At 61.0% G+C, this 13,844-nt stretch carries 16 protein-coding genes; 6 read left to right on the plus strand and 10 right to left on the minus strand.

What is annotated here, in order from left to right; translation table 11 throughout:
- Positions 1–8 precede the first annotated feature (8 nt).
- Both proC and GNF76_RS13915 read right to left on the minus strand, forming a co-directional pair.
- Entirely contained in the window at positions 9–827 is an 819-nt protein-coding gene (proC, locus tag GNF76_RS13910) for a pyrroline-5-carboxylate reductase (RefSeq protein ID WP_155583721.1), read from the minus strand.
- A gap of 33 nt (positions 828–860) precedes the next feature.
- Positions 861–1,547 (minus strand): YggS family pyridoxal phosphate-dependent enzyme, encoded by a 687-nt coding sequence (locus GNF76_RS13915; RefSeq protein WP_155583722.1) that lies wholly within the window; start codon positions 1,545–1,547, stop codon positions 861–863.
- Between the two features lie 57 nt (positions 1,548–1,604).
- Between GNF76_RS13915 and GNF76_RS13920 the strand changes: the two genes are divergently transcribed.
- Positions 1,605–2,639 (plus strand): type IV pilus twitching motility protein PilT, encoded by a 1,035-nt coding sequence (locus GNF76_RS13920; RefSeq protein WP_155583723.1) that lies wholly within the window; start codon positions 1,605–1,607, stop codon positions 2,637–2,639.
- A 168-nt stretch (positions 2,640–2,807) separates the two neighbouring features.
- Here the strand turns inward: GNF76_RS13920 and GNF76_RS13925 are convergent, their stop codons facing one another.
- Positions 2,808–3,443 carry a C40 family peptidase gene (locus GNF76_RS13925; RefSeq protein ID WP_155583724.1) on the minus strand — a complete coding sequence of 212 codons (636 nt, stop codon included), beginning with the start codon at positions 3,441–3,443 and terminating at the stop codon, positions 2,808–2,810.
- Positions 3,444–3,693: 250 nt separating this feature from the next.
- Here GNF76_RS13925 and GNF76_RS13930 point away from each other — a divergent pair, with 250 nt between their 5' ends.
- Positions 3,694–4,122: an NINE protein gene (locus GNF76_RS13930; RefSeq protein ID WP_155583725.1), complete on the plus strand. Its 429-nt coding sequence runs from the start codon at positions 3,694–3,696 to the stop codon at positions 4,120–4,122.
- A gap of 142 nt (positions 4,123–4,264) precedes the next feature.
- Here the strand turns inward: GNF76_RS13930 and GNF76_RS13935 are convergent, their stop codons facing one another.
- From GNF76_RS13935 to gshB, 7 genes are all read right to left on the minus strand, one after another.
- Positions 4,265–5,536 (minus strand): dihydroorotase, encoded by a 1,272-nt coding sequence (locus GNF76_RS13935; RefSeq protein WP_178123329.1) that lies wholly within the window; start codon positions 5,534–5,536, stop codon positions 4,265–4,267.
- On the minus strand, positions 5,533–6,537 hold the full coding sequence (locus tag GNF76_RS13940) for an aspartate carbamoyltransferase catalytic subunit (protein WP_155583726.1): 1,005 nt from the start codon (positions 6,535–6,537) through the stop codon (positions 5,533–5,535). Before GNF76_RS13940 ends, GNF76_RS13935 begins: the two co-directional genes overlap by 4 nt.
- A 24-nt stretch (positions 6,538–6,561) precedes the next feature.
- Entirely contained in the window at positions 6,562–7,068 is a 507-nt protein-coding gene (pyrR, locus tag GNF76_RS13945; protein WP_155583727.1) for a bifunctional pyr operon transcriptional regulator/uracil phosphoribosyltransferase PyrR, read from the minus strand.
- Positions 7,069–7,151: 83 nt separating this feature from the next.
- Positions 7,152–7,589: a Holliday junction resolvase RuvX gene (gene ruvX / locus GNF76_RS13950; protein WP_016972946.1), complete on the minus strand. Its 438-nt coding sequence runs from the start codon at positions 7,587–7,589 to the stop codon at positions 7,152–7,154.
- Positions 7,589–8,158 (minus strand): YqgE/AlgH family protein, encoded by a 570-nt coding sequence (locus GNF76_RS13955; protein WP_155583800.1) that lies wholly within the window; start codon positions 8,156–8,158, stop codon positions 7,589–7,591. Before GNF76_RS13955 ends, ruvX begins: the two co-directional genes overlap by 1 nt.
- Before the next feature lie 67 nt (positions 8,159–8,225).
- Positions 8,226–9,125 carry an energy transducer TonB gene (locus GNF76_RS13960; RefSeq protein ID WP_155583728.1) on the minus strand — a complete coding sequence of 300 codons (900 nt, stop codon included), beginning with the start codon at positions 9,123–9,125 and terminating at the stop codon, positions 8,226–8,228.
- Positions 9,126–9,202: 77 nt separating this feature from the next.
- The gene (gene gshB, locus GNF76_RS13965; protein WP_155583729.1) at positions 9,203–10,156 is read right to left on the minus strand and encodes a glutathione synthase; all 954 of its coding nucleotides are present in this window, start codon (positions 10,154–10,156) and stop codon (positions 9,203–9,205) included.
- A gap of 238 nt (positions 10,157–10,394) precedes the next feature.
- Between gshB and pilG the strand changes: the two genes are divergently transcribed.
- Genes pilG through GNF76_RS13985 form a run of 4 tightly spaced genes read left to right on the plus strand, consistent with a single transcriptional unit; the run spans position 10,395 to position 13,823 of the window.
- Positions 10,395–10,802, plus strand: coding sequence for a twitching motility response regulator PilG (gene pilG, locus GNF76_RS13970; RefSeq protein ID WP_155583730.1), 408 nt, complete (start codon positions 10,395–10,397; stop codon positions 10,800–10,802).
- A gap of 46 nt (positions 10,803–10,848) precedes the next feature.
- Positions 10,849–11,220, plus strand: a complete 372-nt coding sequence (gene pilH, locus GNF76_RS13975) for a twitching motility response regulator PilH (RefSeq protein WP_155583731.1) — start codon at positions 10,849–10,851, stop codon at positions 11,218–11,220.
- 12 nt (positions 11,221–11,232) lie between these two features.
- A complete protein-coding gene (locus GNF76_RS13980) occupies positions 11,233–11,772 on the plus strand; it encodes a chemotaxis protein CheW (RefSeq protein WP_155583732.1) in 540 nt (179 codons plus the stop codon).
- Positions 11,769–13,823 carry a methyl-accepting chemotaxis protein gene (locus GNF76_RS13985; RefSeq protein ID WP_155583733.1) on the plus strand — a complete coding sequence of 685 codons (2,055 nt, stop codon included), beginning with the start codon at positions 11,769–11,771 and terminating at the stop codon, positions 13,821–13,823. The genes GNF76_RS13980 and GNF76_RS13985 overlap by 4 nt, the downstream gene beginning before the upstream one ends.
- Positions 13,824–13,844 lie beyond the last annotated feature (21 nt).

Raw genomic sequence — 13,844 nt, forward strand, 5'->3', positions numbered from 1 at the left:
TTGGCTCCTTATCGACCTAGTTGTTCGGCCATTTCAGCCGAGCGGTGCGCGGCGGCGCCCAATGCTTTTTCCACCAGGGCTTCAAAGCCCCCGGCCTGGAACGATTCAATAGCGGCTTGTGTGGTGCCGCCTGGAGAGGTGACGCGACGGCGCAACTCGGCGGCGTCGACATCGCTGCCGGCGGCCATATGTGCAGCGCCCAGGGCGGTTTGCACGGTCAGTTGCTCGGCGGTTTCCCGTGGCAGGCCCAGTTTCACGCCCGCAGCGGTCATGGCTTCGATCAGCAGGAAGAAATACGCCGGGCCGCTGCCGGAGACAGCGGTGACCGCGTCCAGTTGCTGCTCTTCTTCCAGCCAAAGGGCAATGCCGACCGCCGACAACAGTTCCTGCGCCTGATCCCGCTGCCCAGCGGTAACTTCGGCAGTGGCGTACAAGCCACTCACGCCCTGGCGCAGCAGCGCCGGGGTGTTGGGCATGCAGCGCACAATCGGCTGGGCACCAAGCCAGTTTTTCATGCTGGCGCAGGTGATGCCGGCGGCGATGGACACCACCAGTTGATGAGGCTTGAGGCTTGGCCGAAGGGCTTCGCACACGGCTTTCATGGCCTGAGGCTTGACCGCCAGCACGATCACGTCAACGCCTTGAATGGCCTCGGCGTTGTCGGCGAAGACTTCGATACCGTGTTCACTGCTGACGCGGGTGCGGGTGTCTTCACCCGGGTCGCTGGCGCGAATCCGGTCCGCTTCCAGGCCTTTGGCCCGCAGGCCGCCGATCAGGCTGGCCGCCATGTTGCCGGCGCCGATAAAGGCTATACGCGTGTTGCTCATGACAGGTCCTTACTCAGATGGAAGTCAGCCATTTCACGGCTGACCGTAGTCGCGGGCACCAAACAGGGCGGTACCGATCCGCACCCAGGTGGCCCCTTGGGCGATGGCTGACTCAAGGTCGTGGCTCATGCCCATGGAAAGTGTGTCGAGTGGCAGGTGCAGGCTCGCTTGCAGGTCGCGTACGGTCGCGAACGCAGCGTCTTGAGCCGCGCGGTCGTCAGTTGGCTCGGGAATCGCCATCAGGCCACGCAGCTTCACACGAGGCAGGGCACTGATGGCTTCGGCCAAGGCTGGCAAATCGGCGGGCGTACAGCCGGATTTGCTGGCTTCACCACTGACATTGACCTGAATGCAGATGTTCAGTGCTGGCAGGTCAGCCGGGCGTTGTTCGGACAGGCGTTGTGCGATTTTCAGGCGGTCCACGGAATGTACCCAAGCGAAATGCTCAGCGATAGCGCGAGTCTTGTTCGATTGAATGGGGCCGATGAAGTGCCAACTCAAGGGCAGGTCGGTTAATTCCAGCTGTTTGCCCAAGGCTTCCTGCAGGTAATTCTCGCCAAAGTCGCGCATCCCGGCGGCATAGGCTTCGCGCACGGCTTGCGCGGGTTTGGTCTTGCTGACGGCCAGCAAGTGGATGCTGCTTTCGTCGCGCTGCACGGCCTGGGCCGCCGCACGGATCCGGTCACTAACCAGGCCGATGTTGTCTGCTATCGTCGACATTCGAAGTGCGCCCGCGGGAATGGAGTCCGCGGCATTCTACTGGAAATGGAAAGCCCTATGGATATCACTGAATGGCTGGCCGCAAGCGTCAGCCTGGGTGCGTCCGACCTGCATGTGTCGGCAGGCCTGGCGCCGATGGTGCGCATTGATGGCGAGATTCGTGCGCTCGATCAACCGGCACTAAGCCCGGCGCAAGTTGCCTCGTTGCTTGAGTCGATACTCACCAAACAGCAGCAAAAGGATTTCGAAACATCTCTTGAAACGGATTTTGCCTTCGAGCTGCCGGGCGTGGCGCGATTCAGGGTGAATGTGTTTCGGCAGCACCGAGGCATCGGCGCAGTATTTCGGGCGATCCCGTCACAGGCTCAGAGCCTGGAAAGCCTGGGGCTGGGCGAGGTATTTCGCCAGATTGCGGACTTGCCTCGGGGGCTGGTGCTGGTCACCGGGCCCACGGGCTCCGGCAAGTCCACCACATTGGCCGCGATGATTGATTACCTTAACGGCCATCGCCACCAGCACATCCTGACCCTTGAAGACCCGATCGAGTTTGTTCATGAACCCAAAAACGCCCTGATCAATCAGCGGCAGGTGCATCGTGACACCCACAGTTTCTCGGCAGCCTTGCGCTCAGCGCTGCGGGAAGACCCGGATGTGATCCTGGTGGGCGAGATGCGTGACCTGGAAACCATCCGTCTGGCGCTGACGGCTGCGGAAACCGGGCACTTGGTGTTTGGCACCTTGCACACCACGTCGGCGGCGAAAACCGTGGACCGGGTAGTGGATGTATTCCCGGCGGGGGAGAAGGCCATGGTCCGCTCGATGCTCTCGGAGTCGTTGCAGGCGGTGGTGTCCCAGGTGCTGGTGAAGAAAGTGGGCGGCGGGCGAGTGGCCGCTCATGAAATCATGCTCGGCACACCGGCGATCCGTAACCTGATCCGTGAAGACAAGGTGGCGCAGATGTACTCGGCGATTCAGACCGGTGGGGCGCTGGGGATGAAGACGTTGGATATGAGTTTAAAGGCGTTGGTCAGCCAGGGGCTGATCAGCCGGGAGGATGCTCGGGAGAAGGCGAGAATGCCTGGGGAGTTCTGAGGTGGAACAGGCAATGAAAACCTAATGTTGGAACTTGCTTAGGTGGGAGCTGGGCTTGCCCGCGATGCAGGCACCTCGGTCTGTCAGTTGCACCGAGGTGATGCTATCGCGGGCAAGCCCGGCTCCCCACAAGCCCGCTACCACATTGGATTGCATTGCAGCGTTGAATCAGCGCTGCACAACCCGCAGATTGTTTTGCTCTTTAGGCAGAACACGCTTGGCAATCACGTAGTTCTTGTCCCAGAACGGCTTTTTCAGCGTGTCGATGCTGACCGACTTGCCACGACGTGGTGCGTGGATAAAGCGGTCGTTGCCCAGGTAGATGGCAACGTGATTGACCTGACGGCTCTTCAGCTTGAAGAACAACAGATCGCCCGGCTTCAGGTCCTTGCGCTCAACTTTCTGCCCGTGGCCAGCGGCCATGGCATTGGAAGTGCGCGGCAAATCCACGGCTTTAACGTCGTTAAACGCATATTTCACCAAGCCACTGCAGTCGAACCCTTTACTTGGGCTGCTGCCGCCCCAACGATAAGGAGTACCGAGCACGTTAACGGCACGGCTGAGGACGTTGCTGCTTTGTTTGGTGTTGACCGCCATCAGGGCAGGATTTGCTTTACCGTGTGCCTTGCTCAGTTGAGTCGGGCGCTTGACGGTGAGTTTTACCGATTTGGCGGAGCTGGTGGTTGCATGAACTTTAGGGGTGAAACCATTAACGTTCGGAAGTCGTTGCTCACGGTTGGTGGCGTGGGCGGCCAGTGGCATTAATAGGCAAATGGTTAGCCATGTCTTGAAAAATGGTCGCATTAGGCAAGGCTCTTATAGGTTTGCGCGCAACTTTATAACAGCTTTTTGTGTCTTTCTCAGGCCGTTTGTCGACTGAACCCTGCGGTCAAATTCAGGAAAAGCGCGACCAATTGCCGCAATTGTCCTACACAAGTCAGGTGGTACAAGGCTTTGAGGGAAGCGACCATACCATTTACCGCATGTCGGGCGCCCGTAAAAAAGTCACAAAGAAACCAGAAATATTTATCTATCGAGGCAAAAGAGGTACTCCATGAACACCTATCGACAGGATGTTTCGCAGCAAGACACCCACAGCAAGGTGATCGGTTACCTGCTCTGGATTTTCGGTTTTACCGGTGCTCACCGTTTTTATTACGGCAAACCGGTGACCGGGACGATCTGGTTTTTCACCTTCGGATTGTTGGGGATTGGCTGGCTGATCGACCTGTTCCTGATTCCGGCCATGGACCGGGAAGCGGACCTGCGTTTTACCGCTGGGCCGATTGAGTACAACGTGGCCTGGATCCTGTTGGCGTTCCTGGGTGTGTTCGGTTTGCACCGTATGTATCAGGGCAAATGGATCACCGGGATCATCTATCTGCTGACCGGTGGTTTGTTCCTGATTGGGGTGCTGTACGACTTCTGGACGCTGAATACGCAGATTTCGATTGGTAATGCCGAGCGTAATAACGGTCGGTAAACCCTTCTCGGATAGATGCAGATCAAATGTGGGAGCCGGGCTTGCCCGCGATAGCATCACCTCGGTCCATCAGATGCACCGAGGTGCCCGCATCGCAGGCAAGCCAGCTCCCACATTTACTGTGCCCGCTTTAGATCAGGCTTTAGGCCTGGTAGCTGATCCGCCCATCCACCAAGGTGTACCGCACATTCGCCGGCAGGCTGTGGCCGATGAACGGGCAGTTCTCACCTTTGGACAGCCAGTGTTCCCCGGCAATCGTGGAGCTGGCCGGATCAAACAATACGATATCCGCCGCCAAACCCACCGCCAGCTTACCCGCCGGCAGGCGCAGCGCCTCGGCAGGGCCCGCACTCAAGCGCGCCAGCAGCGTTGGCAGGTCCAGCAAGCCATCTTCCACCAACGTCATTGCCAGTGGCAGCAACAGCTCGACGCTGCTGATCCCAGGCTCTGTCGCGCCGAACGGTGCCAGCTTGGCATCGCGTTCGTGAGGCTGGTGGTGGCTGGAAATCGCCGAAACCACCCCGGACTTCACGGCCGCGCGCAAGCCATCGCGGTCCGCGCGGGTGCGCAGTGGCGGTTGAACGTGGTACAGGCTGGAGAAGTCGATCAGCGCCTCATCCGTCAGAATCAGTTGATACAGCGCCACATCTGCCGTCACCGGCAAACCGCGTGCTTGAGCCTGGGCGATCAGGGCCACGCCCCGGGCACTGGTCAACTGGCTGAAATGTGCCCGCACGCCGCTTTGCTCTACCAACAACAGGTCCCGGGCCAGGGCCACGGTCTCGGCGGTTTCCGGGATGCCCGGCAGGCCGAGGAAGCTGGCGGTGGCGCCTTCATGGGCCAGGCCGCCTTCGGCCAGGTCACGGTCCTGGGAGTGGAAAATCACTGTCAGGTCGAAGGTGGCTGCATATTCCAGGGCGCGGCACAGGGTACGTGTGCTGCGAAAGCTCTCCAGGCCGTTGCCAAAGGCCACACAGCCGGCATCGCGCAGCGCAATGAGCTCTGCAAGCTGTTCGCCGTCCAGGCCTTTGCTCAGGGCGCCGATGGGGAACACTTTGCAGTTGCCGGCCTCACGGGCGCGGTCGAGGATCAGCTCGGTCACGGCCGAGGTGTCCAGCACCGGTTTGGTCTGCGGTGGGCAGCACAGGCTGGTGACGCCACCGGCCGCCGCTGCACGGGTTTCGCTGGCGATCGTGCCTTTGCGGCTGTAGCCCGGCTCGCGCAGGGCGACATTCAGGTCCACCAGCCCTGGCGCGGCCACCAGGCCTTTGGCGTCGATGGTTTCGACAGCGCTGAAGCCACTCGGGGCGGCGCCGATGGCAATGATCTTGCCGGCTTCCAGATGAAGGTCGGTGACGTGATCCAGGCCACTGGCGGGATCAATGACTCGGGCGCCGAGAATGCTGAGCTTCACTGGGCGTTCTCCTGCTCGAATTGACGTTGTGCGGTTTGCCCGCTCATGGCCATGGACAACACGGCCATGCGCACGGCGATGCCGTAGGTGACCTGGTTGAGAATCACCGACTGCGGTCCGTCGGCTACCGCCGACTCAATCTCCACCCCCCGATTGATCGGCCCCGGGTGCATCACGATGGCATCCGGCTTGGCGCCGGCGAGGCGCGCGGTGGTCAGGCCGAACAGGCGGTAGAACTCGCCTTCGCTCGGCAGCAGGCCGCCGGACATGCGCTCGCGTTGCAGGCGCAGCATGATCACCACGTCGACGTCCTTCAGGCCTTGGGCCATGTCGGTGTAGACCTTCACGCCGTATTGCTCGATGCCGATGGGCAGGAGGGTTTTCGGCGCGATCACGCGGATGTCCGGGCAACCCAGGGCTTTCAGGGCCAGCATGTTGGAGCGCGCTACCCGCGAGTGCAGGATGTCGCCGACGATGGCTACCGAGAGGTTTTCAAAGCCGCCCTTGTGCCGGCGGATGGTCAGCATGTCGAGCATGCCTTGGGTCGGGTGGGCGTGACGGCCGTCGCCGCCGTTGATGATTGCCACCTGCGGGCACACGTGTTCGGCGATGAAGTGCGCGGCGCCGGAGTCACCGTGACGCACCACGAACATGTCGGCGGCCATGGCTTCCAGGTTGCGCAGGGTGTCGAGCAGGGTTTCGCCCTTGCTCGCCGACGATGTGGACACGTTCAGGGTGATCACGTCGGCTGACAGCCGCTGGGCCGCCAGTTCAAAGGTGGTGCGGGTACGGGTGGAGTTCTCGAAGAACACGTTGCAGATGGTTTTGCCGCGCAACAGCGGGACTTTTTTCACCGCCCGACCGCCGACTTCCAGGAACGAGTCAGCGGTGTCGAGGATTTCGGTGAGCAGTTCGCGGGGCAAACCGTCGAGGGACAAGAAGTGGCGCAGTTGGCCCTGAGCATTGAGCTGCAGCGGGCGCTTGGCATCTAGAGGCGTCATCGCGGGGACTCTTTACAAGGCGGTTTAAAGGGCAAGGTCTTGCAGTTCGAGTTCGAGCGGCGTGGGACCGGACAATTTTACCCGTTGGTTGGCCGCAAGCGACAGTGTGGCGCCAACCACGTCCGGGCTGATGGGCAGTTCGCCCGCGTCCAGGTCCAGCAGGCAGACCAGCGTAATGCTGGCCGGGCGCCCGTAATCGAACAGTTCATTCATGGCGGCGCGGATGGTGCGACCGCTCATCAGCACGTCATCGATCAGCACCAGATGCTGACCTTCGATCTCGAAAGGCAGGGCCGAGGGACGTACTTGTGGGTGCAGCCCGTTCTGACTGAAGTCGTCACGGTAGAAGGAGACGTCGAGGGTGCCCAGGGGCGAATCGCTGCCCAACTCTTCCAGTAACGCCTGGGCCACCCAGATGCCGCCCGTGCGAATGCCAATAAAGCGTGGCTCGCTGATGGCGCGGTGTTCCAGGTGGGCCTTGAGGCGTAACGCCATCTGGCTGATCAGTTCGGCGGGATTGGGCAGGCTCATGGTAGCTCCTTCAAGGCCTTGCGCGGCGGGGGCGACGGCAAGGTCCGGGCTCAAACGTAAGAAGACGCGGCAAGCCGCGTCAGTCAGGATTCAAATAAAGCGGTGTTTTCGTCCAGCCAGCCCTGCAACAACAAGGCGGCGGCAATCGCGTCCACCGGGTTATCGCGGTAGCTGCCTTTCTGGCCGCCACGGTCGCGGCGCTCGCCTTTGGCCTCAAAGGTGGTCAGGCGCTCATCGTGGGTATAGAAGGGCAGGTTGTAGCGACCATTGAGACGGCGCGCGAACTTTTCGGCCCGCAGGCACATGTCGCTCGGGGTGCCGTCCATGTTCAAGGGCAGGCCGACGACAACGGCGTCGGGCTTCCACTCCTTGATCAGGGCTTCCACCTGGTTCCAGTCCGGCACGCCGTTCTGGGCTTTCAGGGTACACAGCTCGCGGGCCTGGCCCGTGATGACCTGCCCGACGGCGACGCCGATCTGTTTGGTGCCGTAGTCAAAACCGAGAATCAGACGCAAGGTCATCAGGCGTGCCCCGCCTGGCTGGTCAACAGGCTGAGGTTGACCCGCAGCTTGGCCGCAGCCGCTTCCAGGCGCAGTTCGCTGGGGGTGTTGAACAGGATGTCAGCGTCAAACGGGCAGGTCAGCCAGGCATTGCTGGCCAGTTCGGCCTCCAGCTGCCCGGCTTCCCAGCCCGCGTAACCGAGGGTAATCAGGCTCTGCTGTGGCCCGATACCATCGGCAATCGCAAACAAGATGTCCTGGGAGGTGGACAGGGACAGCCCGTCGAGGTCCACCGTAGCCTGGAACGTGGGGCCTGTAGGGTGCAAGACAAAACCTCGGTCAGTCTGTACCGGCCCGCCAATGTAGATCGGCACGTCCTGGCAGTTGGCTGGCGGATCGATGTCCGGGCGCAATTGCTCAAGGATATCGGCCAGGTTCAGGTCCTGCGGACGGTTGACCACCAGGCCCATGGCGCCATTGGCCGTGTGCTCGACGATATAGGTCAAGGTTTGCGCAAAGTTCGGGTCGGCCATATGGGGCATGGCGATCAGGAATTGGTGCTTGAGGTAGGTCGGGCTGACATTTTTCATGTCCGCTAGTGTGGCGTTGGAGGGGCGAACTGACAAGCTGGCGATGCGCAGGAAATCACCACTGCGATCAATTGCTGGACAGCCGATCACCCTTGGCGAATTTCCAGGTACGGATGATTTCCAGGCGGTCGATGTCCGCCAGGTCGCCGGTAAACGGCGCAAACGGTGCCGCCAGACGCACAATCCGCTGCGCCGCCTGGTCCAGTAATGGCTGCCCGGAAGATTCCAGCACCAGCACTTCATACAACGAACCGTCGCGGTTGATCGATACCAGCAGCCGCAAGTTGCCGTAGATCTGCTGGCGGCGGGCTTCGTCCGGGTAGTTGAGGTTGCCGATGCGCTCGACCTTCTTGCGCCATTCGTCCTTATACCAGGCGCCCTTGTCGCGCATGGTGGAGGCGGCGTTCAGGCGATAAATCCGTGGGCGCTTGGCGTAAAGCTGCTGTTCGTTGGCAAGCTCCGCTTCCAGGCTGGAGATTTCGCTGGAGAGCTGTTCGCTGTCAAACGCAGGGGCAGAGGTCTTGGGGGCGGGTTCGGTCTTGACCTTTTCACGCTGGGTCACGGCTTTTTGCGGCTTGGGCGCGATGGTGGCGACGGCCGCCTTGGGCGCCGCTTGCTTGACCTCGGGCTTGGGTGCCGGAGGCGGCTTGACCTTGTTGACCTTGTTGTCCTGGAACGGCGCGACTTCGGTGGTCTTGGGCACCGCCTTTTTATCCAGGGTGCCGCTGCCTTGCTGATTGTCCTGGGCGAGAAAGTCGGCCTTTTCCGGCTTCTTTTCGCTCTTGAAAGTGGCGAGGGTGATTTCCAGGGTTTTGCTGATCTGCTTGGGTTCGGCAAAGGTGAAGCCCAGGCCGAGGATCAAAGCCAGGTGAATCAAGGCTGCCAGAAACAGCGTAAATCCGAGCCGATCAGCCGGGCGCACGCCGCTGTGGGAGAGTTCTGGGGGCAGATCGGACGGGAGCGTCATGACAAGAAAACCAACATCGCGCATTTCACAGGTGGGGCATGATAGCGCAATGTCGGTTTGTGTCTGGCGGTTCTATGTCACTTGGCTTGTAGCTTCGCGGCAATCGCCGCCATCAGCATTTCGCCGATATTGGTGCCGAACGCGTTGTCTATCTCGCGAATACAGGTGGGGCTGGTGACGTTGATTTCCGTCAGGTGCTCACCAATTACGTCAAGGCCTACAAACAGCAGGCCTTTTTCCCGCAGCGTCGGACCGACCTGTGCGGCGATCCAGCGGTCCTTGTCGGTCAATGGACGTGCTTCGCCACGCCCACCAGCCGCCAGGTTGCCACGGGTTTCGCCGGCGGCGGGGATGCGCGCCAGGCAGTAAGGTACGGGTTCGCCGTCGATCATCAGGATGCGCTTGTCGCCGTCCTTGATGGCCGGCAGGTAGGCCTGGCCCATGATCTGCTGGGTGCCGAGAGCGGTCAGGGTTTCCAGGATCACCGACAGGTTCGGGTCGCCGACACGGTGACGGAAGATCGAAGTGCCGCCCATGCCGTCCAGCGGCTTGAGGATCACATCACCGTGCTTGGCGGCGAACTCGCGCAGCACGTCGCTGCGACGGCTGACCACGGTCGGCGGTGTGCATTGCGGGAACAGGGTGGCGAACAGCTTTTCATTGCAGTCGCGCAGGCTCTGGGGTTTGTTGACGATCAGTACGCCAGCACGCTCGGCCTGCTCCAGCAGGTAGGTGGAGTAGACAAACTCCATGTCGAATGGCGGATCCTTGCGCATCAGGATCACGTCCAGGTCGCTCAGCGGGCTGTCGACCTCGTCTTGCAGTTCGAACCACTTCTCAGGGTTGGCAAACACCTGCAAGGGGCGCATCCGGGCCCGCGCCTCGCCGTCGCCCTGGTAAAGATCGCGCTGCTCCATATAGAACAGCGTCCAGCCGCGGGCCTGGGCGGCCAGCAACATGGCCAGCGAGCTATCCTTTTTATAGGAAATGCTGGCGATAGGGTCCATGACAATGCCGACGCGAACGCTCATGGGGGATTTCCTCTAGCAAATAAGGGCGCATAAAAGTGGCGTCAGAGTGGCGCTGCGGCTGTTGTGGGTCAAGGAAAAACCACCTTGCCGGTCGGCCGATAGATTGCCTTCCCAGTCTGTGCTAAAAAGGCTGCCATGGCGTATCAGCCCTTGAATCGCAAGGGTTTGGCGCCCGTCCCGTGCAACATCCGGCTGTACACACCGAAAACCGATTCGCTGTGGCGATGGTAGAGCAGATATGGAACAGCATTCCAACGCCTTGAAAGTGATGGTGATCGACGATTCGAAAACGATTCGCCGCACCGCCGAGACACTGTTGAAGAACGTAGGGTGCGAAGTCATCACGGCCATCGACGGTTTCGACGCCCTGGCCAAGATCGTTGACCATCACCCGCACATTATCTTTGTCGACATCATGATGCCGCGCCTGGATGGTTATCAGACCTGTGCCCTGGTCAAGAACAACCCGGCGTTCAAGTCGATACCGGTGATCATGCTGTCCTCCAAGGACGGCCTGTTCGACAAGGCCAAGGGGCGCATCGTCGGCTCTGATCAGTTTTTGACCAAGCCTTTTAGCAAGGAAGAACTGCTGAGTGCGATCAAGGCGTATGTGCCGGGCTTCGCCGCAGTAGAACAAGCACATTGACGGCAAGCCTTGAGCGCTTGCGTCTACCAATGTAGTGGGGAAAACCATGGCACGTGTTCTGATCGTCGACGATTCGCCGACTGAAATGTACAAACTGACCGGCATGCTGGAAAAGCATGGCCACGAAGTCCTCAAGGCCGAAAACGGTGCCGACGGCGTAGCGCTGGCCTCCCTGGAAAAACCCGATGCCGTGCTGATGGATATCGTGATGCCGGGCCTCAACGGTTTCCAGGCCACTCGCCAACTGAGCAAGCACACTGACCCGAGCATCAGCTCGATCCCGATTATCATCATCACCACCAAGGATCAGGAAACCGACAAGATCTGGGGCGAGCGCCAGGGCGCGAAAGACTACCTGACCAAGCCGGTGGACGAAGACACCCTGATTGCCACCCTGAACAAGGTGTTGGCGGGCTGACGGCACGTTCCCATGACCGAGTCGCAAACTGCCTTCGAGCTGCTGCTGGACATCGACCGCCGCTGCCGCCTGTTGGCTGCCGACCTGCCTTCCCAGGAAACCCGAGCACACAGCTGGAGCGGCATCGGCTTCCGGCTGGGTGAGCATTGGTACGTGGCGCCCATGGGCGAAGTCGCGGAAGTCCTGCACGAGCCACGTTGCACACTGATGCCCGGGGTCAAGCCGTGGGTCAAGGGCGTGGCCAACCTGCGCGGGCGGTTGTTGCCGGTGATCGACCTGTGCGGTTTTTTCGGTCACGAACTGTCGACCCTGCGCAAACAGCGGCGCGTCTTGGTCGTGGAGTATCAGGACGTGTTTGTCGGCCTGTTGGTGGATGAGGTGGTGGGGATGCAGCATTTTGCGCAAGAGCTGTTGGCACGCGCTGCGTTGACGGTGGACGAAGCTGCGAGTGCGCCCTTTATCCAGGGGCAGTTCAATACTGATCAGGTATGGCAGGTCTTCAGCCCCTTCGCCCTGGCCCAGGCCCCGAGCTTCATGGATGTCGCCGTATGAGCACCGTCACGCCCCCCAAACCTCAGGAAGCCTCCCGCAGCCGGTCGCAGATCATCGTGCTGTTTATCGCGCTGATCGTGTTCATCATGTTGCTGTTCGCCAACTTCGCGTACCTCAACACCCAATCGACTTATGACAAGCAGTACATCGGCCATGCCGGTGAGTTGCGGGTGCTGTCCCAGCGTATTGCCAAGAACGCCACGGAAGCGGCGGCGGGCAAATCCGCCGCGTTCAAACTGCTGGGTGAGTCGCGCAACGATTTTGCCCAGCGCTGGAGTTACCTGAAAAAAGGTGACCCGGCCACCGGCCTGCCGGCGGCGCCCCGCGAGGTACGCGGGGAAATGCGCGCGGTGCAGACCGACTGGGAGGCGCTGCTGAAAAACACCGATGCGATTCTGGCCAGCGAGCAGACAGTACTGTCCCTGCACCAAGTGGCGGCAACATTGGCGGAAACCGTACCGCAACTGCAGGTCGAGTCGGAAAAAGTCGTCGATATCCTGCTGCAACGGGGTGCACCGGCCAGCCAAGTGGCGTTGGCCCAGCGCCAATCGTTGCTGGCCGAACGCATCCTCGGTGCGGTGAATACCGTGCTGGCCGGTGATGAAACGGCGGTGCAGGCGGCCGATGCCTTTGGTCGCGACGCCAATCGTTTCGGCCAGGTACTCAACGGCATGCTCCAGGGCAATGCCGGGCTGCGCATCACTCAGGTCGAGGATCACGACGCTCGTGCCCGCTTGGCAGATATCTCCGAGTTGTTTGAGTTCGTCTCCGGCTCCGTGGATGAAATCCTCGAAACCTCGCCGCAACTGTTCCAGGTGCGCGCCTCGGCGAGCAATATTTTCAGCCTGTCGCAAACCCTGCTCGATGAAGCCTCGCACCTGGCAACGGGTTTTGAAAACCTCGCGAGTGGGCGTACGTTTGACACCATCGGCGGCTACGTCCTGGGTTTGCTGGCGCTGGCGTCGATCATCCTGATTGGCCTGGTGATGGTCCGCGAGACCAACCGCCAGCTGCGTGAAACCGCCGAAAAGAACGAGCGTAATCAGAACGCGATCATGCGCCTGCTGGACGAAATCGAAGACCTGGCCGACGGCGACCTGACGGTCACCGCCTCGGTGACCGAAGACTTCACCGGCACCATCGCCGACTCCATCAACTATTCCGTGGACCAACTGCGGGACCTGGTCGCCACCATCAACCTCACCGCGGGCCAGGTGGCCGGTGCCGTGCAGGACACCCAGGCCACCGCGATGCACCTGGCCCAGGCCTCGGAGCACCAGGCCCAACAGATCGCCGAAGCCTCCACTGCGATCAACCAGATGGCCCAATCCATCGATCAGGTCTCGGCCAACGCTGCCGAATCCTCAGCGGTGGCCGAGCGCTCGGTGGAGATTGCCAACAAGGGCAACGAGGTGGTGCACAACACCATCCACGGCATGGACAACATTCGCGAACAGATTCAGGACACCGCCAAGCGCATCAAGCGCCTGGGGGAGTCCTCCCAGGAAATTGGCGACATCGTCAGCCTGATCGATGACATCGCGGACCAGACCAACATCCTCGCCCTCAACGCCGCGATCCAGGCCAGCATGGCCGGTGACGCCGGGCGTGGGTTTGCAGTGGTGGCCGATGAAGTACAGCGGTTGGCCGAGCGCTCATCGGCAGCTACCCGGCAAATCGAAACCCTGGTACGGGCGATCCAGACCGACACCAACGAAGCCGTCATCTCCATGGAGCAGACCACCACCGAAGTGGTGCGTGGCGCGCGATTGGCCCAGGATGCCGGTGTGGCGCTGGAAGAGATCGAAGGGGTGTCGAAAACCCTGGCGGCGCTGATCCAGAGCATCTCCAACGCGGCGCAGCAGCAGACCTCGTCGGCGGGGCAGATTTCGTTGACCATGAACGTGATCCAGCAGATCACCAGCCAGACGTCGTCGGGTTCTACGGCTACCGCTGAAAGCATTGGTAATCTGGCGAAAATGGCCAGTCAGTTGCGGCGGTCGGTGTCAGGGTTCACGTTGCCGACGGCGCGCAAGGTGGATGACCCCTGACGCAATGACCTGCGATTCTGT

It is taken from the genome of Pseudomonas spelaei, assembly GCF_009724245.1.
Classification (GTDB): domain Bacteria; phylum Pseudomonadota; class Gammaproteobacteria; order Pseudomonadales; family Pseudomonadaceae; genus Aquipseudomonas; species Aquipseudomonas spelaei.

Coding starts and splice junctions, on each gene's coding strand:
- GNF76_RS13985 (WP_155583733.1), top strand. CDS start 11,769: ATGAGCACCGTCACGCCCCCCAAACCTCAGGAAGCCTCCCGCAGCCGG.
- pilH (WP_155583731.1), top strand. CDS start 10,849: ATGGCACGTGTTCTGATCGTCGACGATTCGCCGACTGAAATGTACAAA.
- ruvX (WP_016972946.1), bottom strand. CDS start 7,589: ATGACCTTGCGTCTGATTCTCGGTTTTGACTACGGCACCAAACAGATC.
- proC (WP_155583721.1), bottom strand. CDS start 827: ATGAGCAACACGCGTATAGCCTTTATCGGCGCCGGCAACATGGCGGCC.
- pyrR (WP_155583727.1), bottom strand. CDS start 7,068: ATGAGCCTGCCCAATCCCGCCGAACTGATCAGCCAGATGGCGTTACGC.
- GNF76_RS13930 (WP_155583725.1), top strand. CDS start 3,694: ATGAACACCTATCGACAGGATGTTTCGCAGCAAGACACCCACAGCAAG.
- GNF76_RS13925 (WP_155583724.1), bottom strand. CDS start 3,443: ATGCGACCATTTTTCAAGACATGGCTAACCATTTGCCTATTAATGCCA.
- GNF76_RS13980 (WP_155583732.1), top strand. CDS start 11,233: ATGACCGAGTCGCAAACTGCCTTCGAGCTGCTGCTGGACATCGACCGC.
- pilG (WP_155583730.1), top strand. CDS start 10,395: ATGGAACAGCATTCCAACGCCTTGAAAGTGATGGTGATCGACGATTCG.
- gshB (WP_155583729.1), bottom strand. CDS start 10,156: ATGAGCGTTCGCGTCGGCATTGTCATGGACCCTATCGCCAGCATTTCC.
- GNF76_RS13955 (WP_155583800.1), bottom strand. CDS start 8,158: ATGAAAAATGTCAGCCCGACCTACCTCAAGCACCAATTCCTGATCGCC.
- GNF76_RS13960 (WP_155583728.1), bottom strand. CDS start 9,125: ATGACGCTCCCGTCCGATCTGCCCCCAGAACTCTCCCACAGCGGCGTG.
- GNF76_RS13940 (WP_155583726.1), bottom strand. CDS start 6,537: ATGACGCCTCTAGATGCCAAGCGCCCGCTGCAGCTCAATGCTCAGGGC.
- GNF76_RS13915 (WP_155583722.1), bottom strand. CDS start 1,547: ATGTCGACGATAGCAGACAACATCGGCCTGGTTAGTGACCGGATCCGT.
- GNF76_RS13920 (WP_155583723.1), top strand. CDS start 1,605: ATGGATATCACTGAATGGCTGGCCGCAAGCGTCAGCCTGGGTGCGTCC.